This window comes from Streptomyces djakartensis (assembly GCF_014651075.1).
Lineage (GTDB): Bacteria > Actinomycetota > Actinomycetes > Streptomycetales > Streptomycetaceae > Streptomyces > Streptomyces djakartensis.
On the sequence record NZ_BMWE01000025.1, the window covers coordinates 44,563 to 65,049 of the forward strand.

Here is a 20,487-nt window from a genome sequence, read left to right on the forward strand (position 1 = left end):
GTCGTCACTGGCAGGCCTCGCAGGACTCGGGGTTTTCCAGGGAGCAGGCGACCGCTTCGGGGTCCGGGGTGGCCTGCACGGGGACGGCGGCGCGGGCGGCCCGGGCGATGCGGGTCGCCGGGCGCGAGCGCAGGTAGTACGTGGTCTTCAGCCCGGACTTCCAGGCGTAGGCGTACATCGAGGAGAGCTTGCCGATGGTCGGCGTCTCCAGGAACAGGTTCAGGGACTGGGACTGGTCCAGGAACGGGGTCCTGGCCGCCGCCATGTCGATCAGGCCGCGCTGCGGGATCTCCCACGCCGTGCGGTAGAGGGCGCGGACGTCCTCGGGGATCCAGGCGAAGTCCTGCACCGAGCCGTTCGCCTCGCGCAGGGCCTCCCGGGTACGGGCGTCCCACACGCCGAGCCGCTTCAGCTCGTCCACCAGGTAGGAGTTGACCTGGAGGAACTCACCCGACAGCGTCTCGCGCTTGAACAGGTTGGACACCTGCGGCTCGATGCACTCGTACACCCCCGCGATGGAGGCGATGGTGGCCGTGGGCGCGATGGCGAGGAGCAGTGAGTTGCGCATACCCGTCGCGGCGACGCGCTCCCGCAGGGCCGCCCAGCGCTCCGGCCAGGTCAGCTCGACGTCGTAGTGGTCGGGGTGGAGCACGCCCTTGGCCGTACGGGTCTTCTCCCAGGCGGGCAGCGGACCGTTGCGCTCGGCGAGGCCGGCGGACGCCTCGTACGCCGCCAGCATGATCCGCTCGGCGATACGCGTGGACAGCGCCCTGGCCTCCGGCGAGTCGAAGGGCAGCCGCAGCTTGAAGAAGACGTCCTGCAGGCCCATGGCCCCGAGCCCGACGGGACGCCACCGGGCGTTGGAGCGGCCGGCCTGCTCCGTCGGGTAGAAGTTGATGTCGACGACGCGGTCGAGGAACGTGACGGCCGTACGCACCGTCTCGTCCAGCCGTTCCCAGTCGATGCCGCCCTCGGTCACGAAGGCCCCGAGGTTGACCGACCCCAGGTTGCAGACCGCCGTCTCCCCGTCGCTGGTGACCTCCAGGATCTCCGTGCAGAGGTTGGAGGAGTGGACGACGTGGCCCGGCTCGGCCGTCTGGTTGGCGGTGCGGTTGGCGGCGTCCTTGAAGGTCATCCAGCCGTTGCCGGTCTGGGCGAGGGTGCGCATCATGCGGCCGTACAGCTCGCGGGCCGGCAGGGTCTTCTTCGCCAGACCCCGCGCCTCGGCCGCCCGGTACGCGGAGTCGAACTCCTCGCCCCACAGGTCGACCAGCTCGGGCACGTCCGAGGGGGAGAACAGCGACCACTGCGCGTCGGCGTTCACCCGCCGCATGAACTCGTCCGGCACCCAGTGCGCGAGGTTCAGGTTGTGCGTACGGCGCGCGTCCTCACCGGTGTTGTCGCGCAGCTCCAGGAACTCCTCGACGTCGGCGTGCCAGGTCTCCAGGTAGACCGCGGCCGCGCCCTTGCGGCGGCCGCCCTGGTTCACGGCGGCGACCGATGCGTCGAGCGTCTTCAGGAACGGGACGATGCCGTTGGAGTGGCCGTTCGTGCCGCGGATCAGCGAACCCCGGGCGCGGATCCGGGAGTAGGCGAGGCCGATGCCGCCGGCGTGCTTCGAGAGCCGGGCCACCTGGTGGTACCGGTCGTAGATGGAGTCCAGCTCGTCCTTGGGGGAGTCGAGGAGGTAGCAGGACGACATCTGGGGGTGCCGCGTGCCGGAGTTGAAGAGGGTGGGGGAGGAGGGCAGGTAGTCGAGGCGGCTCATGAGCCCGTAGAGCGCGGCGACTTCGTCGACCGACCTGGCCGTGTCGTCCTCGGCGAGACCGGCGGCGACACGCAGCATGAAGTGCTGGGGCGTTTCGAGCACCTTGCGGGTGACGGGGTGCCTGAGCAGGTAGCGGCTGTACAGCGTGCGCAGTCCGAAGTAGCCGAAGCGGTCGTCGCCGGCCGTGTCGATCAGGGCGTCGAGCCGGGCGGCGTGGATCCGCACGAACTCGGCGGTCCGGTCGGCGATGAGGCCCTCCCGGTGCCCGACCGCGACCGACTCCGGGAAGGACGTGACCCCCTGGGAGGCGGCCTCTTCGCGGATGCCGATGGTCAGCAGCCGGGCGGCCAGCCGGGAGTAGGCGGGGTCCTCGGAGATGAGACCGGCGGCCGCGTCCGTCGCCAGCTCGCGCAACTCCGCGATCATCTCGGCGGACGCCTCACGCGAGGACCGGCCGCGCAGCGCGGCGGCGGCGACCCGGCCGGGATCGGCGTCGGGGAGGTCGGCGGTCAGCTCGGCCAGGGTCCGCAGCAGCGCGGCACCGGGACCGTCGTGCTCTGTTTCGGCGGCTGAGACCGGATCGGCTGGCGCGATGGTCACGTGGGGGCTCTCCCTCGCTCGGCACAGGGGCCTCGCGCAGGGCAGGGGGCGGCACACGAGCGCACGCGGCGTCGCGTCCACCGGCCCACTCCACGAGGCCCGGACGTCAGGCACACCGGCCGGGTCGGCCGGGTGCGCTGTCGGCAGGTCCTCGGACTGATTCCCATACAGGCATGAACACGCATGGGTACACCGTTGCGGGACAGTTCCGGATTCGCACCGGATTCCCCTGCGGCGACAGCGAGCATGAGCATACATCTTGTGTTCGGTCGCGGTGGCACCCCCAGATGTTGTGGCGCGGTGGTTTCACAGCGTCAACTGGTGGGTGAGGAGAGTGATGTCAGTGATGTCCACGAGGTGCGGAATCGCCGAGCCCCTTGTGCCTTCGAGGGCCAGGTGGACGCGGGCCCCCTCCGTCCGGATTCCGCCACCGGTTGCGGGGCGCATCCGGAGTGCTTCCATGGAAATAGGTGCCGGCGTCCGCGGGTCCTCCGTACCGGGAATTCACATCGCTCTCGGAGGGAGTACTCACCATGACGAGGGTCGTCCGTCGCACGCCAGGCAAGGAGCGGCCGCACAACGCACCGATGGCCACACTGGATCTGCGACGGGCGGCGAGGTGGACCAGCCGCGTTGTCGTCGGCTACTGGCACAGTCTGACAATCAAGCTTGAGGCCCGCCGCGGCACCACCCGCCCCAGGAAATGGCGCAGGTGGTTCTCCTACACCAACGTGCTCCGGATGGCCTGGGCGGTCGGCGCCCTCGTGGTCTTCGGCTGGATCGGGGCCGGCGTACACATGCTGGTCACTGATGATGAGACCACGGTCGAGCGATGGCAGAAGGACCCAGGGGTCGAAGCCCTGGTCCGCTTCGTCGGCCCGGCCCTCACCGCTTCGGTCGCCGCCGCGCTCTTTCTGTTCTGGTGGTACAGCTGGAACAAGCGGCGGTACCTCGCGAAGGCACGCAAGGACCCTCACAAGCTCGTACTCACCGCCGGGCAGGACACCGACGAGATCGTGGGCCGCGATGAGCTCGCCCAGGTCATCGCCCAACGGCTGAGGGAGCGCAACACCCGTCGGCCCTATCTGCTCGTAGGCGGTGTCGGCACGGGGAAGACCGCCGTCCTTGTGCGGCTCACCGAACTGCTGGCCCGGGAACACGCCGTGCCCGTGCCGATCCGGTTGCGGGACGCCGACGGCAGCGATCTGAACTTCGAACGCATGGCCAAGCAGCGTTTCGCCGAGGAGGCACCCCAAGGCATCATGGCCCGCACCAAAGCTGAACGGGTCTGGCAGCAACTGCTCGCCGACGACAAGCTGGTGGTCATCGCCGACGGCCTCGAAGAAGCCCTTCTCGACGGCGGTCTTCAGCAGAACCGGGACAACATCATCCGCTGTGCCATCGAACGCGCCTATGAGAAACGGCTACCGGTGGTCATCGCCTCCCGGCCGCACAGTCCGCTGGACACCACGCCCGCCGCGATCGTGGAGCTGGAACCGCTGAGCGAGGAGGAGGCGCTGGACTTCGTCAAAGCCTCCGTACCCGAGACGGACGAGCGCCGCGTGGACTGGATCGTGGAGACGGCAGAGGTGACCGAATCGCCGGTCTACCTGCAGATCGCCCGTGAACTGCACCGGCACGGCGCCCTGGAACGTGACCGTCCGACCGATGACCCGAAGCGTCTGAACACCCGCAGCCGGGACCGGAGCACGCTCCGGTTGTGGCTGTTGGACACCTGGAGCCGTGCCCTGCTCGAGGGCCGGCTGCGCGAGGACGTCGCGCTCGCCCCGCACGAGCGTCGCGACACCCTTGAGGTGGTCTCCGCCCTGGCCTGTGTGGGACTGCTCCAGGACAAGCTGGAGGTGGACTTCGCCGAGTTGCTCGGCCCGGACGTCCACCCCGGCAGAACGCGATACGCGAGGGCTGGGGCACGCCGCCTGCGGACCAGGGTGCGCGGCTCCGGCTGGTACGGCAACAGCGGGAACGCCTTCTCCGAGTGGCACCGCCAACAGATCTGGGCCGCGCTCTGCGCCGGGCTCGGAGACGAGGAGGGGAGCCGGCTGCGCAAGGGGAACATGGCGCAGCGTCACGCCGTGCTCGCCCGTCTGGTCGGTAGCGCGGACAAGCTGGGGCTGTTGGAGAGTTCCGAGACGAAGGCGCGCTTCCCGCACAGCATCCTGCAGGCCTACTTCGGCTTCCGTCTCCTGAGCCACTTGGAGGAGGCCGACGCGGGCGAGCTGATCGAGCAGGCGCTGCAGCCGCCCGGCCCCGGCCGTGAGCTGCTGGTCGCGGTCGTGTTCATGTCCCGCGGGAGGTTGAGGGGACGTCCTCCCCGAGGCGGCGGTGCCGGGGCCGGGTTCCCGGAGGGGAAGGGGGAGCTGTTGCGGAGGGTGCCCGCGCGGGGGCGCGCCCTGTCCGAGCGGCTCTGTGCGGCCGCGCGGCACCGACCGGACGATCCGAAGACCCTCGACCTCTACGCGGCCGCCCTCGAAGTCGAGAGTGTGGAAGCCGACCCCGGACGGCTGAACGGCATCGTCGAGAAGGCGTCGGACGCCTGGTCGGACATCCAGGGCGATCAGCGCACTCTCGAAGACGCCAAACTGAGGCTGCTCAAGCAGCTGGGCGCGTCGTCGCGGCAGGCTTCCAAGAAGATCGACACCACGGCGATGTACGAGCGGCTCTTCCGGATAGGCATCGCTGAGCCCTCGTACTCCATCCGCCTGGCCATCGCCCAGGAGTTCGGCAGTGGCGGCAACGAGGCGTTCGCCGTGATCCGTGAGCGGGTCGGTCTCAACCGTGACCCCATAGGGGAGTACAACGCCAAGATCCAGGACATGAAGGCCGAGAACACGAGGGAGTTCGAAGCGTGGACCGTGAAAATGGGGCAAGCCAGAGCCGCCCGAGCCTCCTCGCCGGCCGAATCCTCCGAGGCCATTGACCGACTGCAAGCCGAGCGGGAGGAACTCAACCAGCGGTACGAGAAGCAACGGGTCGAATTGCTCCGGGAGTTCGTGATGCGGGCCTGGATGCTTCCCATGCTGCTGGGGTCGGTCGACGACTCCCACCGCGGCGAGGCCCGGGAACGCCTCACCAAATGGCTGCTCCACCTCGACCCGGCCCACACAGACGGCGCCCCCGACCTGCCGCTCGCCTTGGAGGCGGCACTGGCCCAGGGCTTCAAGTACGCGGCCAACCGGCGCCGGCGCCATCCGAACACGGATTCCGGCAGAAGCGTCGACCTGATCCGGCAGGCGGAGACTGTGCTGCAGCAGTCCCGGTGCTGGTACTCGCAGCTCAGCCTGCTTCAGGCGCTGTGCCTGTGGAAGCTTCCGGACCGGGTCGGCCACCATGACCGCAACGGCGGCACCACGGCAGGGCAGTTCGACGATCACCACGGGCCTCGCGAGCCGCTCCCGACGATCGGCGGTTCCACCGCCGTGCAGACCGTACGGCGGTGGCTGGCAATGGCCGGCACGGTGAACCCACCACCCGGCCCGCCCGGTGCGAACGGCGACTCGCCGCGGCGGCTCCTGCACCCGTTCGTCGCCGAGGCGGGCGATCTGGTGGCCCTCGCCCTGGAGACCGGGCAGCCCGAGCGCTTCCTCTGGATCGACGAGAAGGGCGTCGCCGACAACATCGGATCCCGCGCGGGCAGCTCCGGCGGATACCGCAAGCACAACCTGTGGATCCCGCCCTCGGTCGGCTGGAGCACCCTCGACGGGCGCGCCCAGCGTCTCGTCGCCGATGTGCTGGTGATGCTGAACCTCATCGAACGGGACGGACGCCCCGACGAGGTCGAGGAGCGCATGGCTCGCGCGGAACAGTCCGGCATGCCGCTCCCACCGTGCGTCCGTACGAACCGCGAGCCGCTGCGGCCCGGCGCGCGCGTCGGTACCGGGGCCGCACCCGAACCCGGCACGGCATGCCTGCCCGACTGCAAGTTCCAGCTCTGCCCGTACCCGCCGCGAGGTGTGCCCCGGGGAGAGATCCGAGAGCCCTTCTGCCGCCAGCAACAGGCCCTCCTGCCAGGACGCCTGCGCCGCTGGTTTCCCAGGCTGTTGCGCCGTAAGACGCCGCCCTGGGTGAGCATGCGCGTCCGTGAGCTGGACCGCTTCTGGCATGCGATGGCGGCACGTACCCGCGATTAGAGCGGCGGACGGATACGCCGACGGGCCGCCGGGTGCTCTCCCGACGGCCCGTCCTGCGCCGGGCTCAGTGCGAGGTGCCCGCCGTCGCCGGCGGCAGTTCCACCTGGACCCCGGGGTCGCCCGCGTCCGCCGTGTAGTCCTCCGGCTTGGTCTCGTCGACGCCGTCCGGGGCCTTGACGGCCTTCAGGACGAAGGTGAGCACCACCGTCACCACCACGTTCAGGACGAACGCCGTGAGGCCGATGTAGCCGATCTCGCCGATGCCCGGGATCTCCTTCGCCGAGCCGCCGAAGTGCTTCTGTGTCGGGGAGGCGACGCCGTACGCGGCGACCGTGCCGTAGACCATGCCGACCGCCCAGCCGGCGAGCAGCGCCCAGCGGTGGAACCAGCGGGTGAACAGGCCGCCGACCAGGGCCGGGAAGGTCTGCAGGATCCAGATGCCGCCGAGCAGCTGGAAGTTGATGGCGACCGTCTTGTCCATGGTGAGGACGAAGGCCAGCGCGCCCACCTTCACCAGCAGCGACACCAGCTTGGAGACCTTGGTCTCCTGCGCCGGTGTGGCGTCGGGCCTGATGAAGTCCTTGTAGATGTTGCGCGTGAAGAGGTTCGCGGCCGCGATGGACATGATGGCCGCCGGTACCAGCGCGCCGATGCCGATCGCCGCGAAGGCCACGCCCGCGAACCAGTCCGGGAACATGGTCTCGAACAGCTGGGGGATCGCCAGCTGCCCGTTCTGCACCTTGATGCCGGCCGCGATCGCCATGAAGCCGAGCAGTGCCAGCAGGCCCAGCATCAGCGAGTACAGCGGCAGGATCGTGGTGTTGCGCCGGATCACCTCACGGCTCTTCGAGGACAGCGTCGCCGTGATGGAGTGCGGATACATGAACAGGGCCAGGGCGGAGCCCAACGCCAGCGTGGCGTACGTCCACTGGCCCGCCTCCGGCGGCGTCAGCGCACCGCGCGGCGCGCCCGTGGCCGGGTTGGTCTGGCTGAAGGCGTCGCCCGCCTTGGCGAAGATGTCGTCGAAGCCGCCCAGCTTGATCGGGATGTAGATGATCGCCACCGCGATGACGATGTAGATCAGGGTGTCCTTCACGAACGCGATCAGCGCGGGAGCGCGAAGCCCCGAGGAGTAGGTGTACGCGGCCAGCACGCCGAACGCGATCAGCAGCGGCAGGTCCTTGATGAACCAGTTGGTGTTCTCGCCGCCGCCCACGCCCATCACGTCCAGCACGGCCTGGATGCCGACCAGCTGGAGCGCGATGTACGGCATCGTCGCGAGGATGCCGGTGAGGGCCACGGCCAGCGACAGTCCCTTGGAGCCGAAGCGGCCGCGTACGAAGTCGGAGGTCGTGACGTACCCGTGCCTGTGGGACACCGACCACAGGCGGGGGAGGAAGGTGAAGATCAGCGGGTACACCAGGATCGTGTACGGCACGGCGAAGAATCCGGCCGCGCCCGCCGCGTAGATCGCCGCCGGCACGGCGACGAAGGTGTACGCCGTGTACAGGTCGCCGCCGAGCAGGAACCAGGTGATCCAGGTGCCGAACGAGCGGCCGCCCAGGCCCCATTCGTCCAGACTGTGCTCGTTCTCGGCCTTGCGCCAGCGGGCGGCCAGAAAGCCCATGACCGTCACGGCCAGGAAGAAGAGGATGAAGACGGCGAGCGCGACGCCGTTCACGCCGTCCTTCACTGCGACGCACCGCCCTTCGCGGCCGAGCGGGCGCGCTGGTCACGCTGCCACAGCTTGTAGGCGACCATCGTCAGGGCGGTGGAGATCAGCACCCAGGCCATCTGGTACCAGTAGAAGAACGGGATCCCGATGAAGGCCGGGCCGGTCCTGGCGTACGAGCCGACCCACAGCATGGCCACGAAGGGCGCTACGAGACACAGTGCGATGACGACGCGCATCGGCGTCACCACCGCTCTGCCGACTTCCGGGGTGTGCGACATCAGGCGGTTCCGTCCCCTCGGTGATCACCTTTGCAATGCGCAGGCAATCTAGGTCAGGGAGAGCCGCCTACGGAACCCCTCGTCCGCAATGCGGTGCCCGGACCGCGTGCTACTCCTGGGGGCGCTTCAGCCGTGCCACGAACTTGTAGCGGTCCCCGCGGTACACCGAACGCACCCACTCCACAGGCCTGCCCTCGCGGTCCAGCGAGTGCCGGGAGAGCATCAGCATGGGCAGGCCGACGTCCGTGCCGAGCAGCCCGGCCTCGCGCGGGGTGGCCAGCGAGGTCTCGATGGTCTCCTCCGCCTCCGCGAGATGGATGTCGTAGACCTCGGCGAGCGCGGTGTAGAGGGACGTGTACTTCGCCAGGGACCGGCGCAGGGCCGGGAAGCGCTTCGCGCTCAGGTGGGTGGTCTCGATGGCCATCGGTTCGCCGTTGGCCATGCGCAGCCGCTCGATGCGCAGCACGCGCCCGCCGGGTGTGATGTCGAGCAGCCCGGCCAGACGGTCGTCGGCGGTGATGTAGCCGATGTCCAGCAGCTGCGAGGTGGGTTCGAGTCCCTGGGCGCGCATGTCCTCGGTGTAGGAGGTCAGTTGCAGCGCCTGCGAGACCTTCGGCTTGGCGACGAACGTGCCCTTGCCCTGGATGCGTTCCAGCCGGCCTTCGACGACGAGTTCCTGGAGCGCCTGGCGCACGGTGGTGCGCGAGGTGTCGAACTCCGTCGCCAGCGTGCGCTCGGGCGGGACCGGCGTGCCGGGTGCCTGGGTCTCGGTCATGTCGAGCAGGTGCTTCTTCAGGCGGTAGTACTTGGGCACGCGTGCGGTACGGACGGGCGTGCCGTTCTCGTTCCCCGCACTGCTGACGTCGGTGCTCATGCTCCGCCTTCCCGGCTGCTCTGCCGACACGATCCCACTTGTATACCGTCGGCGTCTTGTTTGGTCTAGTCCAGCGATCTCTGTGGTCTACCCGCAGTATGCCGTGCCGACCCGGGATTTCGCTGGCTTCTTACTTAAAGATCCCTGCATATGTAGGTCGCATAACGGCTGGTCAGCGCCGTATCACGACCCTTGACAGGCCTGCTGGTCTGGTCCAAGCTCCCGGTACTGGTCTAAACCATTGGTCCAGGTCCTGGCCCCACGTTCACCGCGGGGAGCAGGGGGGTCCGGCATCCCTGAGGAGGGTGGCGTGAAGCGCAAGCTGATATCCGCGATCGGTATCGCGGGCATGGTGGTCTCCATCGCGGCGTGTGGGGGCGAAGGCGGCGGCGGGGGCTCGGACAAGGGCGCGGACGCCAAGGAGCTGACCGTCTGGCTCACCGTCGACGCCCAGAACAACTGGCCCGAGCTGGTGAAGGCCGCCGACGCCGCGCTGCGGAAGAAGCACCCCGGCGTCAGGATCAACCACGAGTACTACGGCTGGCCCGACAAGAACGCCAAGCTCGACGCCGTCCTCGCCACCGACAAGGCCCCCGACGTGGTCGAGATGGGCAACACCGAGATGCTCGGCTACATGGTCAAGGGCGCCTTCGCCCCCCTCGACGCGTCGGAGTTCGACAACTCGGACGCCTGGCTGGACGGGCTCAAGGCCTCGGTGACCTACGAGGACAAGACCTACGGCGTCCCGTACTACGCGGGAGGCCGGGTCGCCAACTGGCGGGGGGACGTGGCGGCCTCGGTCGGGGTGAAGACGCCCCCGAAGACGTACCGGGAACTGACGGCCGCGCTGGACAAGATCCAGAAGAAGCGGGGCGGCAAGTTCAGCGCCTGGTACCAGCCGACCCGCGACTGGTACGCGGCGATGTCCTTCGTCTACGACGCCGGCGGCGCCATCGCCACCGAGTCCGGCGGCCAGTGGAAGGCGTCGCTCTCCTCGCCCGAGTCCCTCAAGGGCCTGAAGGAGTTCAAGAACGTCGTCGACAGGTACATGCACGGCGACAAGACCAAGGACGAGTCCGACCGCTACATCGTCTACGGCCAGGGCAAGTCCGCCATGATCTTCGCGGCGGCGTGGGAGGGCGCGACCGCCGAGGACCCGAAGAACGACAAGACCGGCAAGCTCAAGGGCAACCTCGAGAACTTCGTGATGCCCGGCCCCTCCGGCAGGAACATGCCCGTCTTCCTGGGCGGTTCCGACCTCGCCGTGCCGGTGAAGTCGGACGCGCGGGCGCTGGCCGCCGAGTGGATCGACGCGTTCACCGGATCCTCCGGCCAGAAGGGTCTGATGGCCAAGGGCAACCTGCCCAACAACAAGACCGACCTCGCGACCCTCAAGAACGACCCCAAGACGGCGGTCCCGGCCATCGCGGCCGAGTCCAACTGGTTCGTCCCGATGGCGCCGGGCTGGGGCCAGGTCGAGAAGGCGCAGATCCTGCAGACCATGCTGCAGAGCATCGGCACCGGCAAGAAGTCGGTCGAGGCCGCCGCCAAGGAGGCGGACACCGCGATCGACAAGGTCATCAACACCAAGTGACCTCCGGCGGGGCTCCTCATCGGTGGGGCCCCGCCGCCTTTCAGACCTGAGGGACCGCCAAGGAGCACGCGATGAGTGCCGCAGACACCACCACCCCCGCCAAGGTGCCGCCACCGCGGCAGGCACCGCCGCCACCTCCCGCGGACCGGCGGCCACGCGAGCGGCGCACGCCGGGCGGGGCCGCGGTCCCCTGGCTGCTGCTGGCGCCCTGCCTGCTGGTCCTCGCGGCGGTCATGGGCTATCCGCTGGCCCGCCTGGTCACCCTGTCCTTCCAGAGGTTCGGGCAGTCCCAGCTCTGGGGCTTCCAGCCCGCCGAGACCGTCGGATTCGACAACTTCGCCAAGGTGCTGGGCGACGGCGTGTTCTGGGCCGTCGTCCTGCGCACCCTCGTCTTCGCGGCCGGAGCCGTCGTCCTCACCATGGTCATCGGCATGGCGCTCGCCCTGCTGCTCCAGCGGGTCTCCGGCTGGCTGAAGGTGCTCATCAACATCGTGCTGGTGGCGAGCTGGGGCATGCCCGTGATCGTGGCGACCACGGTCTTCAAGTGGCTCTTCGACTCGGACTACGGCGTCTTCAACGCCCTGCTCAGCAAGCTGCCCGGCGTCGAGATGACCGGCCACAACTGGTTCGCGAGCGGGCCCGAGGGGCTTGCTGTGATCATGCTGCTGGTGGTGTGGGGCGCCGTGCCCTTCGTGGTCATCACCCTCAGCGCGGGCCTCACCCAGGTCCCGAGGGAACTGGAGGAGGCGGCCCGCCTGGACGGTGCCGGTTCCTGGGGCGTCTTCCGCTACGTCACCCTGCCCGTCCTCAAACCGGTCATCGTGATGCTCACGACCCTGTCGGTCATCTGGGACATGGGCGTCTTCCCCCAGGTGTTCGTCATGCGGGGCGGCCACCCCGAGCCCGAGTTCCAGGTCCTCAACACCTACTCCTACGACCGGGCCTTCGTGGTCAACGACTACGCCCAGGGCTCGGCCATCGCGCTGATCACCGTCTTGCTGCTGCTCGGCGTGGTCGCCGTCTACATGCGGCAGATGCTGAAGATCGGAGAGGTCGAATGAGCAGCACCCTGACGGGCCGCCGGGCCCCGAAGCTCTGGTGGAACCTCCTCGGCCTCCTGGTCTTCGCCACCGCCGGCTTCCCGCTCTACTGGATGCTCGACACGGCGTTCAAGCCCGCCGAGGACGCCATCGACCCCGACCCGAGCCTGCTGCCGACCGGCATCACCTTCGCCAACTTCGGCCGGGCGCTCGACATCGCCGACTTCTGGGGCCCGGTGGGCCGCAGCCTGGTGGTGTCGCTGGCGGTGGTCGTCATCGGCATGGCCGTCGGGCTGCTGGCCGCGCTCGCCATCTCCCGGTACGCCTTCCGCGGCCGCAAGATCGTGATCGTCGGGATCCTGGCGGTTCAGATGGTCCCCTTGGTCGCGATGATCATTCCGGTGTTCCTGCTGCTCAACGACCTGGGCCAGTACGACCGGCTGACCGGCCTCATCATCACGTACCTGACCTTCGTCCTCCCGTTCACGGTGTGGACGCTGCGCGGCTTCATCGTCAACATCCCGAAGGAACTGGAGGAGGCCGCCATGGTCGACGGCTGTTCCCGCACGGGCGCCTTCCTCCGGGTCGTCTTCCCGCTCCTGGCGCCCGGCATGGTCGCCACCTCGGTCTACGGCTTCATCCAGGCCTGGAACGAGTACCTGTACGCCCTGATGCTGCTCAGCCAGAGGAACCAGACCGCGACCGTCTGGCTCGGCAACTTCACCACCAAGCACGGCACCGAATACGCCCCGATGATGGCCGGGGCCACGATGATGGCCGTGCCGATCGTCGCCCTGTTCCTCCTCGTCCAGCGCAAGATGGCCGCGGGTCTGACCGCGGGCGCCGTGAAGGGATGACCCCGCCCCATGTCGACACTCGCCAGCGCTGCCGACACGCTCACGCGTGACGCCCTGACGGTCCTCCAGCCCGGCTTCACCGGCACCACCGCCCCCGACTGGCTGCTGCGCCGGCTGGGCGAGGGCCTCGCCTCCGTCGGCCTGTTCGGCCGCAACATCGCCTCGCCCGGCCAGCTGACCGCGCTGACCTCCCAGTTGCGGGCGGAGCGCGACGACGTCCTGGTCGCGATCGACGAGGAGGGCGGCGACGTGACCCGCCTGGAGGTGCGGACCGGCTCCTCCTTCCCGGGCAACCACGCGCTCGGCGCGGTCGACGACGTGGAGCTGACCCACCAGGTCGCCCGCGAACTGGGCCGCCGGCTGGCGGACTGCGGCGTGAACCTCAACTGGGCCCCCTCCGCCGACGTGAACTCCGACCCGCGCAACCCGGTGATCGGTGTTCGCTCCTTCGGCGCCGACACCGAACTGGCCGCCCGTCACACCGCGGCCTATGTGACGGGCCTGCAGTCCGCCGGGGTCGCCGCCTGCACCAAGCACTTCCCGGGCCACGGCGACACGGCCGTCGACTCCCACCATGACCTGCCGCGTATCGACGTCTCCGCCGCCGGGCTGACCGAGCGCGAACTGGCCCCGTTCCGCGCGGCCATCGCCGCCGGCACCCGGGCCGTGATGAGCGCCCACATCCTGGTCCCGGCCCTGGACCCCGACCGACCCGCCACGCTCTCCCGCCGCGTCCTGACCGGCCTGCTGCGCGGAGAACTCGGCTACGAGGGTCTCGTGGTCACCGACGGCATGGAGATGCGGGCCGTCGCCGGGACGTACGGCATCGAACGCGGCAGCGTCCTCGCCATCGCCGCCGGCGCCGACGCGATCTGCGTGGGCGGTGGCCTGGCCGACGACGCGACCGTCCTCCGGCTGCGGGACGCCTTGGTCGCGGCGGTGCGCGCGGGTGACCTGCCGGAGGAACGCCTGGCCGACGCCGCGGAGCGGGTCCGCGCACTGGCCCGCTGGGCGAGCACGGCGGCCCGCGTGCCCGAGGACGCCCGGGACAGTGAGATCGGCATGCACGCCGCTCGCCGCGCCCTCACGGTGACCGTCGCACCGGGCATGGGAGGCCCGGAGAGTTTCACACCCCTCACCGAACCGCCCTACGTCGCCGCCCTCACCCCCGTCGCCAACATCGCGGTCGGTGACGAGACCCCCTGGGGCGTCGCAGCGGAACTCGTGCACCTCCTGCCCGGCACGGTGACGGGCAGCTTCACCGAGGACGGCACGCAGGGGGAGAGCGCCGGACGAGCTGCCCTCGAGGCGGCCGGCCCCCGCCGCATCGTCGCCGTCGTCCGCGACGAACACCGCCACCCCTGGATGGCCTCCGCCCTCGACGTCCTGCTGGCCACCCGCCCCGACACGATCGTCGTCGAGATGGGCGTCCCCCAGGCCGCCCCGCGCGGCGCCCTTCACATCGCCACCCACGGCGCGGCCCGCGTCTGCGGCCGGGCGGCGGCCGAGGTGATCGCCGGAGTCACCGGGCCGGCCGGGGCGTAAGGCAGCGCCCCGGCGCGCCGGGCCCCGGACTCGCGCTGAGGACTCGACGTTCGCGGAGCAGCCCGGCCAACGGCGCCGGCCGGGCCTGCTGGAACCGCGCGAACAGGTAAGGGGGACACAGACCCCGGGGGGCGGGCGCTAGATCCCCTGCCACTCCGGCTTGCTCGCGTAGGTGTGGCGGAAGTAGTCCGCCAGCTTCAGCTTCGACGCGGCGGCCTCGTCGACGACGATGGTCGCGTGCGGGTGAAGCTGGAGCGCGGACGCCGGGCAGACCGCCGCGATCGGTCCTTCCACCGTCGCCGCGACCGCATCCGCCTTGCCCTCGCCGGTGGCCATCAGCACCAGATGCCGGGCCTCCAGAATGGTGCCTATACCCTGCGTGATCACGTGGTGAGGCACCTGGTCGATGTCGCCGCCGAAGAAACGCGCGTTGTCGATCCGGGTCTGCTGGGTCAGCGTCTTGATCCGGGTCCGCGACGCCAGCGACGAGCACGGCTCGTTGAACCCTATGTGCCCGTCGGTCCCGATCCCGAGCAGCTGAAGGTCCACACCTCCGGCGTCCGCGAGAGCCTTGTCGTAGGCCGCGCACGCTCCCTGCACGTCCTCGGCCGTGCCGTCCGGTCCCGTGAACCGGGCCATCCCGATCCCGAGCGGCTCAAGTACCTCGCGCCGCAGCACGGAGCGGTAGGACTCCGGATGGTCGGCGGGCAACCCCACGTACTCGTCGAGCTGGGCGACCCGCGCCCGCGTCATGTCCACGGCGCCTGAGCGCACCCTGGCCGCCAGCGCCTCGTACACGGGCAGCGGCGTCGAGCCGGTGGCCACGCCGAGCAGAGCGTCGGGCTTGCGCCGGATCAGCTGAGCCATGGCCTCGGCGATGAGCTCGCCGCCCGCCTTGGCGTCCGGGACGATGACAACTTCCACGCTGGCCTGCCGATCTGAGAATGCTCACCTTGGACGGAACAGGTAGGGTCGTATGGTTTAGACCAATCTAACAGAGCGGGACCGCCATTCCCAGGGTGGGAACCGGCGCTCCCGGGCAGGCGGCCGCGCCGCGCCCACCGGGTATCCAGCGGGTGAACGGCTCATATCCCGGACGGATGCCGTCCCCGCGACGGGTGTCGTCCTGCTCGCACGTACGCCCACGGCGGCGCCCCCTTCTTATTTTTCTAGCGGTCGCTACAGAAATGACCGTACCGCAGCCCGCGGATATTTCTCTAGTGCTCGCTATAAAATGCACCCCATGGTGAACGACGGAGCCGCCGAGGGGCAGGGGGCCGGGGCCGCAGGCCCCCGCGCGGCGGGGAACGAAGGCGGCGGCACGGTCGGCGGCAGGGGCAGGCCCCGCGGCCGCCCCCGCTCCTTCGATCGCGAAACCGCCCTGGAGAAGGCGCTCCTGGCCTTCTGGGAGCACGGCTACGAGGCCACCTCCGTCTCGGACCTCACCCGTGCCATGGACATCGGTGCCCCCAGCCTCTACGCGGCCTTCGGTGACAAGCGCTCCCTCTTCGAGGAGGTCGTGAGCGTCTACGGCGCGCGATACGGCTCCTTCGCCGACCGGGCCCTCGCCGAGGAGCCCACCGCACGCGGCGCCGTCGAGCGCACCCTGCGCGAGGCGGCCACCGCGTACACGGAACCCGGGCACCCGCGCGGCTGCCTGGTCGTCCACGCCGCCGCGAACTGCTCGACGCCCGAGGTCGAACAGTCGCTGCGGGACCGCCGCAACGCCGACATCGCCGCGTTCGAGAGCCGTATCAGAGCCGATGTCGCCGCCGGCGTGCTGCCTCCGGGGATCGACGCCGCGGCCTTGGCCCGCCACACCGGAGCGATGATCCAGGGCATGTCACAACAGGCACGTGACGGGGCGAGCCGGGAGGAACTGGAGGCGGTCGCGGAAATTGCCATGTCCATCTGGCCCCGCACAGGAACCCACACGGGTTAGTCTGCCTGGTGGACGTCGATGCGTCCGACGAGCCGCGAAAATAACAACAACGAACAGCCTCCCACGCATGGACACCCCCGAGTGGTCTAGTCCACAATGCGTGACGAGAGCGCGCGTGAAGCGCGCACCAGCCTCCGCCTTCCCCGCACAGGAAGGCGGACAGAGGAACCGAGGCTCTCTGCCCTGACTGCCCCGGATCCTCGTCCTTCGGCCGACCGGGACCGCACACCCCACGGCCGTTGCTGCTCCGGGCTGCGGTGCCGGGAGGGTTGAGGGTCCCTCTCAGGCGCCGCGGCCCGCGGGTGTTCCGCGGCCCCCATCGGTCCGGGCCCGTACATTTCAGAGCCGTACAAACCCCCGGGTACGCTCGCACTCGTGCCCTCCATGAACGAACTCGTACGCCAGCACACCGCGCTCGACGACACCGATCTCGAGTGGCTGCACCTGCTGGTCTCGGAGTGGCAGCTGCTCTCCGACCTCTCCTTCGCCGACCTGGTCCTGTGGGTCCCCACCAGCGACGGCACCCGGTACGTCTCGGTCGCCCAGATGCGCCCCAACACCGGCCCGACGTCGTACCAGGACGACATGGTGGGCCACCTCGTCCCGCGTGGCCGCCGCCCGATGCTGGACGCAGCCCTCGACGAGGGCCGCATCGTGCGCGAGGGCGACCCGGAGTGGCGCGAGGAAGTGCCGGTCCGGGTCGAGTCGATCCCGGTGCGGCGCGAGGGCCGCGTCCTCGGCGTCATCGCGCGCAACACCAACCTCCTCACCGTGCGCACCCCGAGCCGCCTGGAGCTCACCTATCTGCAAAGCGCCTCCGACCTCGCCCAGATGATCGCGGCCGGTGCTTTCCCGTTCGCGAACCAGCAGCTCGACATGGACGCCTCGCCCCGCGTGGGCGACGGCCTGATCCGGGTCGACGGCGACGGCATCGTCCAGTACGCCTCCCCGAACGCCCTGTCCGCCTACCACCGGCTCGGCCTCGCCTCCGATCTCGTCGGCCAGCACCTGGGCAGGACCACGGCCGAACTCGCCCCGACCCGGGGGCCGGTGGACGAGGCGCTCGCCAAGGTCGCCAGCGGCTGGGCGCCGCGCGAGACCGAGATCGAGGCCAACGACGGGGTCATCCAGTTCCGAGCGATCCCCCTCAAGCCCAAGGGCACCCGCATCGGCTCGCTGGTCCTGCTGCGGGACGTCACGGAACTCCGTCGCCGCGAACGCGAGTTGATCACCAAGGACGCAACGATCCGCGAGATCCATCACCGCGTCAAGAACAACCTCCAGACGGTGGCGGCGCTGCTCCGTCTCCAGGCCCGGCGCATCGAGTCGGATCGCGGCAGGGAGGCTCTCGAAGAGGCGGTGCGGCGCGTGGGATCCATTGCGATCGTGCATGAGACGCTCTCCCAGAACCTGGACGAGCGCGTGGAGTTCGACGACATCGCCGACCGCGTGCTGGCGATGGTCGCGGAGATCTCCCCGGGCAAGGTCACGGGCCGGCGCACCGGCCGCTTCGGCATTCTCGACGCCGAGGTCGCCACCCCGCTGTCGATGGTGCTGACCGAGGTTCTGCAGAACGCGCTGGAACACGGCTTCGCCGAGGGCGACACCGGCACGGTCGAAGTGTCGGCGGTCCGTGGCGGCACCACGAAGGAGGCCCGCCTGCTGGTCACCGTCCAGGACGACGGAGTCGGCCTGCCGGAGGGTTTCGACCCGCACACCGCGGGCAACCTCGGCCTGCAGATCGTCCGGACCCTGGTGGAAGGCGAGTTGGGCGGCACCTTCGACATGGTCCCGGCGCCTGAGCGAGGCACCAGGGTGATCCTTGACATCCCGGTGCGGGCTCAGAAGTGAGCCGTGCCCTTGCGTGCGAGCCCCGCCCCTTCGGGAACGGGCCGTGAAAAGCATTGAGCCCCGGGCCATCAATCGGCCCGGGGCTAAAGCTCGTTGCTGCTTGACTAAGCGCATCGGGGGAACTGCGCGCTGCGGCTCGGGGGCGGGAGATGCGCACTCGCTGTGCGCGCCGCCAAGCTCAGGCTGTCAGTAGGGGTGGGTTGTCAGGCGGAGGCCTGACGAGCCCGGTTGCGAGCGGCGCGGCGCTTCATGGCGCGGCGCTCGTCCTCGCTGAGACCACCCCAGACGCCGGAGTCCTGGCCGGACTCGAGCGCCCACTGCAGACACTGCTCGATAACCGGGCAGCGACGGCAGACGGCCTTGGCTTCCTCGATCTGCAGCAGCGCAGGACCGGTGTTGCCGATGGGGAAGAAGAGCTCGGGGTCTTCCTCGCGGCAAACGGCGTTGTGACGCCAGTCCATGGCTGCTACCTCTCCTTGGTATTACATGCAGGTGCTTGTGAATGTGAACGCTTTCACGAATCCCTCAACAAGTGAAGGGCCGCCCGCCAGTTCCCTGGCGAGCTCCTGTGAGTTGAAGAGGGGTTCTGGTGACCAGTGGAGGCCGGTGTTGCGGGCCGTCCCGATCGCCACGTAGAGACTCGCAAACCTCAGCCGGGGATACAACCCCTTCTGGAAAGTTTTTTTTGATTCTTCGGTGTCGACTAGGTCACAGCCGTACTTCCATGGGGTGGATCCTGGCCTAAACGTTCGAGTGAAAGGACTTTAGCCCCTTCTGCTCACACAATCACACGCAGTGCTCGACGTACGCCTGTGAACGTCACGCTGGTTCGCAGCCCCAGGTGGTCACCGTCCATCTGGAGGGGGAGTGGCACCTTCGAATGCAAGGTGAACTCGGTCAAGTCATGCAGAGAGGTGGCGTGCTTGCCGTGGGGTCCCCGCTCGGGGGACGAAGTGAGCAACTGGGTGCCATACCGGGCAACCGCCACGGCGGACAGACTGCTGAGACCGAAGAGATCGAGACCGGTATCGAACGAGGCTTTAGGCGCCGCGTAGATGGGGCGATTCCCCAGAAACGTCCATGGGGAAGTGTTCGAGACTATGGACAGCACCAGATCGGTGACCGGTTCCTCGCCGGCCCGCTCCAGCGTGATGCTCCCGTGCCGGCGGTCCGGCTCACCCAGGAGCTGGCGCACGACCTGGCGCACGTAAAGAGCGTGTGTGGATTTCCGGCCGCGCTCACGGTGCTGTTCCACCCTGCCGACCACACCGGCGTCGAAGCCGAGCCCGGCGTTGAAGGTGAACCAGCGGCCCGGCACTCCTTCGTCCTCCGTGCCCGGCGTACCCGTGGTCAGACCCAGGCCGACGGTCCGTTCGCTGCCGTCGCGCAGGGCGTCCAGCAGGGCGCCGGTCGCCTCGACCGCGTCGTTCGGCAGGCCCAGGGCCCGGGCGAAGACGTTGGTGGAGCCGCCCGGCACCACGGCGAGTCCCGGGAGGTGGCCCGGGGCCGGGCCGGCGTACAGGAGGCCGTTGACCACCTCGTTGACCGTGCCGTCACCGCCGAGGGCGACCACCAGGTCTATGTCGTCGCTCTCCGCCGCGTGCCGGCCCAGGTCGCGGGCGTGCCCGCGGTACTCGGTGGTGACCGCCTCCAGCTTCATCTCGCTGGCGAGCGCGTGGATCAGTACGTCGCGTGTGCGCGCACTTGTGGTGGTTGCCGCCGGATTGACCACGAGGAGTGCACGCATGACTGGCAGCGTACCTACTGGGTGGTACCCGGCACAGACCGAGGTCGGGATCAGGCAAGAGAGCGGGGCCGAACCTCGCCACGGGGGTGCCTGCGACGAGGGCTACTCTTCAGGTGTGAGCAGTGAGCAGACCTCCACCAGCCCGGAAGCCGCCGGCCCTCGCCCCCGGCGTCTGACGTACGCCGCGATGCTGGCCGCACTGGAAGGGCTCGCGCTGGTCGTCGGCGGGGTCTGGATCCTCGTCCTCGGTTTCACGGGGCATCCGGACGACCGGCAGCAGGCCGTCACCGGGGGCATCACGCTGGTCGTGCTCGCGCTGCTGCCGCTGCTCGCGGCCCGCGGGCTGCTCGCCCTCCGCAGCTGGAGCCGCGGCCCGGCCGTCATCACCCAGCTCATGGCGCTTCCGGTGGCCTACAACCTGCTCCAGGCCGACAGCATGGCCATTCCCGGCGGGATCGCGCTGGCGGTGGTCGCCGTCGCCTCGCTCGTGCTGCTGGTGAACCCCGAGACGACCCGGGCCCTCGGAATCCGCGGGCCCGGCAACGCCGACAACACGGAGAAGTAGCCG

At 69.5% G+C, this 20,487-nt stretch carries 15 protein-coding genes and 1 riboswitch; of the genes, 8 read left to right on the top strand and 7 right to left on the bottom strand.

The features are described from left to right. Positions 1 to 4 precede the first annotated feature (4 nt). Complete coding sequence (locus tag IE212_RS30495) at positions 5 to 2,368, bottom strand: ribonucleoside-diphosphate reductase subunit alpha (RefSeq protein WP_190201199.1); 2,364 nt, start codon at positions 2,366 to 2,368, stop codon at positions 5 to 7. 125 nt (positions 2,369 to 2,493) lie between these two features. Then, a riboswitch (cobalamin riboswitch) is annotated at positions 2,494 to 2,622 on the bottom strand. A gap of 279 nt (positions 2,623 to 2,901) precedes the next feature. Between IE212_RS30495 and IE212_RS30500 the strand changes: the two genes are divergently transcribed. Continuing rightward, positions 2,902 to 6,516 carry an NACHT domain-containing protein gene (locus tag IE212_RS30500; RefSeq protein WP_190201200.1) on the top strand — a complete coding sequence of 1,205 codons (3,615 nt, stop codon included), beginning with the start codon at positions 2,902 to 2,904 and terminating at the stop codon, positions 6,514 to 6,516. A gap of 64 nt (positions 6,517 to 6,580) precedes the next feature. On the opposite strand, the gene mctP is transcribed toward IE212_RS30500, so the two are convergent. The 3 genes from mctP to IE212_RS30515 all read right to left on the bottom strand — a co-directional run bounded on the left by mctP (position 6,581) and on the right by IE212_RS30515 (position 9,343). Continuing rightward, positions 6,581 to 8,209: a monocarboxylate uptake permease MctP gene (gene mctP / locus IE212_RS30505; RefSeq protein ID WP_190201201.1), complete on the bottom strand. Its 1,629-nt coding sequence runs from the start codon at positions 8,207 to 8,209 to the stop codon at positions 6,581 to 6,583. Further along, positions 8,206 to 8,469, bottom strand: a complete 264-nt coding sequence (locus IE212_RS30510; RefSeq protein WP_190201202.1) for a DUF3311 domain-containing protein — start codon at positions 8,467 to 8,469, stop codon at positions 8,206 to 8,208. The genes mctP and IE212_RS30510 overlap by 4 nt, the downstream gene beginning before the upstream one ends. 109 nt (positions 8,470 to 8,578) lie before the next feature. Further along, on the bottom strand, positions 8,579 to 9,343 hold the full coding sequence (locus IE212_RS30515; RefSeq protein WP_190201203.1) for a GntR family transcriptional regulator: 765 nt from the start codon (positions 9,341 to 9,343) through the stop codon (positions 8,579 to 8,581). A gap of 310 nt (positions 9,344 to 9,653) precedes the next feature. On the opposite strand from IE212_RS30515, the gene IE212_RS30520 reads away from it, so the two are divergent. From IE212_RS30520 to IE212_RS30535, 4 genes are all read left to right on the top strand, one after another. Beyond that, a complete protein-coding gene (locus tag IE212_RS30520) occupies positions 9,654 to 10,937 on the top strand; it encodes an extracellular solute-binding protein (RefSeq protein WP_190201204.1) in 1,284 nt (427 codons plus the stop codon). A gap of 71 nt (positions 10,938 to 11,008) precedes the next feature. Further along, complete coding sequence (locus IE212_RS30525; RefSeq protein WP_190201205.1) at positions 11,009 to 11,998, top strand: carbohydrate ABC transporter permease; 990 nt, start codon at positions 11,009 to 11,011, stop codon at positions 11,996 to 11,998. After that, a complete protein-coding gene (locus IE212_RS30530; RefSeq protein WP_190201206.1) occupies positions 11,995 to 12,834 on the top strand; it encodes a carbohydrate ABC transporter permease in 840 nt (279 codons plus the stop codon). Before IE212_RS30525 ends, IE212_RS30530 begins: the two co-directional genes overlap by 4 nt. 9 nt (positions 12,835 to 12,843) lie before the next feature. Next, positions 12,844 to 14,379 carry a glycoside hydrolase family 3 protein gene (locus IE212_RS30535; protein ID WP_190201207.1) on the top strand — a complete coding sequence of 512 codons (1,536 nt, stop codon included), beginning with the start codon at positions 12,844 to 12,846 and terminating at the stop codon, positions 14,377 to 14,379. Between the two features lie 138 nt (positions 14,380 to 14,517). Here the strand turns inward: IE212_RS30535 and nagB are convergent, their stop codons facing one another. Beyond that, on the bottom strand, positions 14,518 to 15,303 hold the full coding sequence (gene nagB, locus IE212_RS30540) for a glucosamine-6-phosphate deaminase (RefSeq protein WP_190201208.1): 786 nt from the start codon (positions 15,301 to 15,303) through the stop codon (positions 14,518 to 14,520). Between the two features lie 319 nt (positions 15,304 to 15,622). Here nagB and IE212_RS30545 point away from each other — a divergent pair, with 319 nt between their 5' ends. Beyond that, positions 15,623 to 16,321, top strand: coding sequence for a TetR/AcrR family transcriptional regulator (locus tag IE212_RS30545; RefSeq protein WP_190201209.1), 699 nt, complete (start codon positions 15,623 to 15,625; stop codon positions 16,319 to 16,321). A gap of 384 nt (positions 16,322 to 16,705) precedes the next feature. Continuing rightward, positions 16,706 to 18,172, top strand: a complete 1,467-nt coding sequence (locus IE212_RS30550; protein WP_190201237.1) for a sensor histidine kinase — start codon at positions 16,706 to 16,708, stop codon at positions 18,170 to 18,172. A gap of 203 nt (positions 18,173 to 18,375) precedes the next feature. Here IE212_RS30550 and IE212_RS30555 read toward each other — a convergent pair whose 3' ends face one another. Both IE212_RS30555 and IE212_RS30560 read right to left on the bottom strand, forming a co-directional pair. Continuing rightward, positions 18,376 to 18,633 (bottom strand): WhiB family transcriptional regulator, encoded by a 258-nt coding sequence (locus tag IE212_RS30555; protein ID WP_003992873.1) that lies wholly within the window; start codon positions 18,631 to 18,633, stop codon positions 18,376 to 18,378. A 317-nt stretch (positions 18,634 to 18,950) separates the two neighbouring features. Continuing rightward, positions 18,951 to 19,919, bottom strand: coding sequence for a diacylglycerol/lipid kinase family protein (locus tag IE212_RS30560; protein WP_190201210.1), 969 nt, complete (start codon positions 19,917 to 19,919; stop codon positions 18,951 to 18,953). A gap of 115 nt (positions 19,920 to 20,034) precedes the next feature. Between IE212_RS30560 and IE212_RS30565 the strand changes: the two genes are divergently transcribed. Then, entirely contained in the window at positions 20,035 to 20,484 is a 450-nt protein-coding gene (locus tag IE212_RS30565; protein ID WP_190201211.1) for a hypothetical protein, read from the top strand. Positions 20,485 to 20,487 lie beyond the last annotated feature (3 nt).

What these genes read in the sequence shown, in the direction of transcription:
- IE212_RS30500 (WP_190201200.1), top strand. Translation starts at nt 2,902, where the DNA reads ATGACGAGGGTCGTCCGTCGCACGCCAGGCAAGGAGCGGCCGCACAAC.
- IE212_RS30510 (WP_190201202.1), bottom strand. Translation starts at nt 8,469, where the DNA reads ATGTCGCACACCCCGGAAGTCGGCAGAGCGGTGGTGACGCCGATGCGC.
- IE212_RS30515 (WP_190201203.1), bottom strand. Translation starts at nt 9,343, where the DNA reads ATGAGCACCGACGTCAGCAGTGCGGGGAACGAGAACGGCACGCCCGTC.
- IE212_RS30525 (WP_190201205.1), top strand. Translation starts at nt 11,009, where the DNA reads ATGAGTGCCGCAGACACCACCACCCCCGCCAAGGTGCCGCCACCGCGG.
- IE212_RS30530 (WP_190201206.1), top strand. Translation starts at nt 11,995, where the DNA reads ATGAGCAGCACCCTGACGGGCCGCCGGGCCCCGAAGCTCTGGTGGAAC.
- IE212_RS30535 (WP_190201207.1), top strand. Translation starts at nt 12,844, where the DNA reads ATGTCGACACTCGCCAGCGCTGCCGACACGCTCACGCGTGACGCCCTG.
- IE212_RS30545 (WP_190201209.1), top strand. Translation starts at nt 15,623, where the DNA reads ATGGTGAACGACGGAGCCGCCGAGGGGCAGGGGGCCGGGGCCGCAGGC.
- IE212_RS30550 (WP_190201237.1), top strand. Translation starts at nt 16,706, where the DNA reads ATGAACGAACTCGTACGCCAGCACACCGCGCTCGACGACACCGATCTC.
- IE212_RS30555 (WP_003992873.1), bottom strand. Translation starts at nt 18,633, where the DNA reads ATGGACTGGCGTCACAACGCCGTTTGCCGCGAGGAAGACCCCGAGCTC.
- IE212_RS30560 (WP_190201210.1), bottom strand. Translation starts at nt 19,919, where the DNA reads ATGCGTGCACTCCTCGTGGTCAATCCGGCGGCAACCACCACAAGTGCG.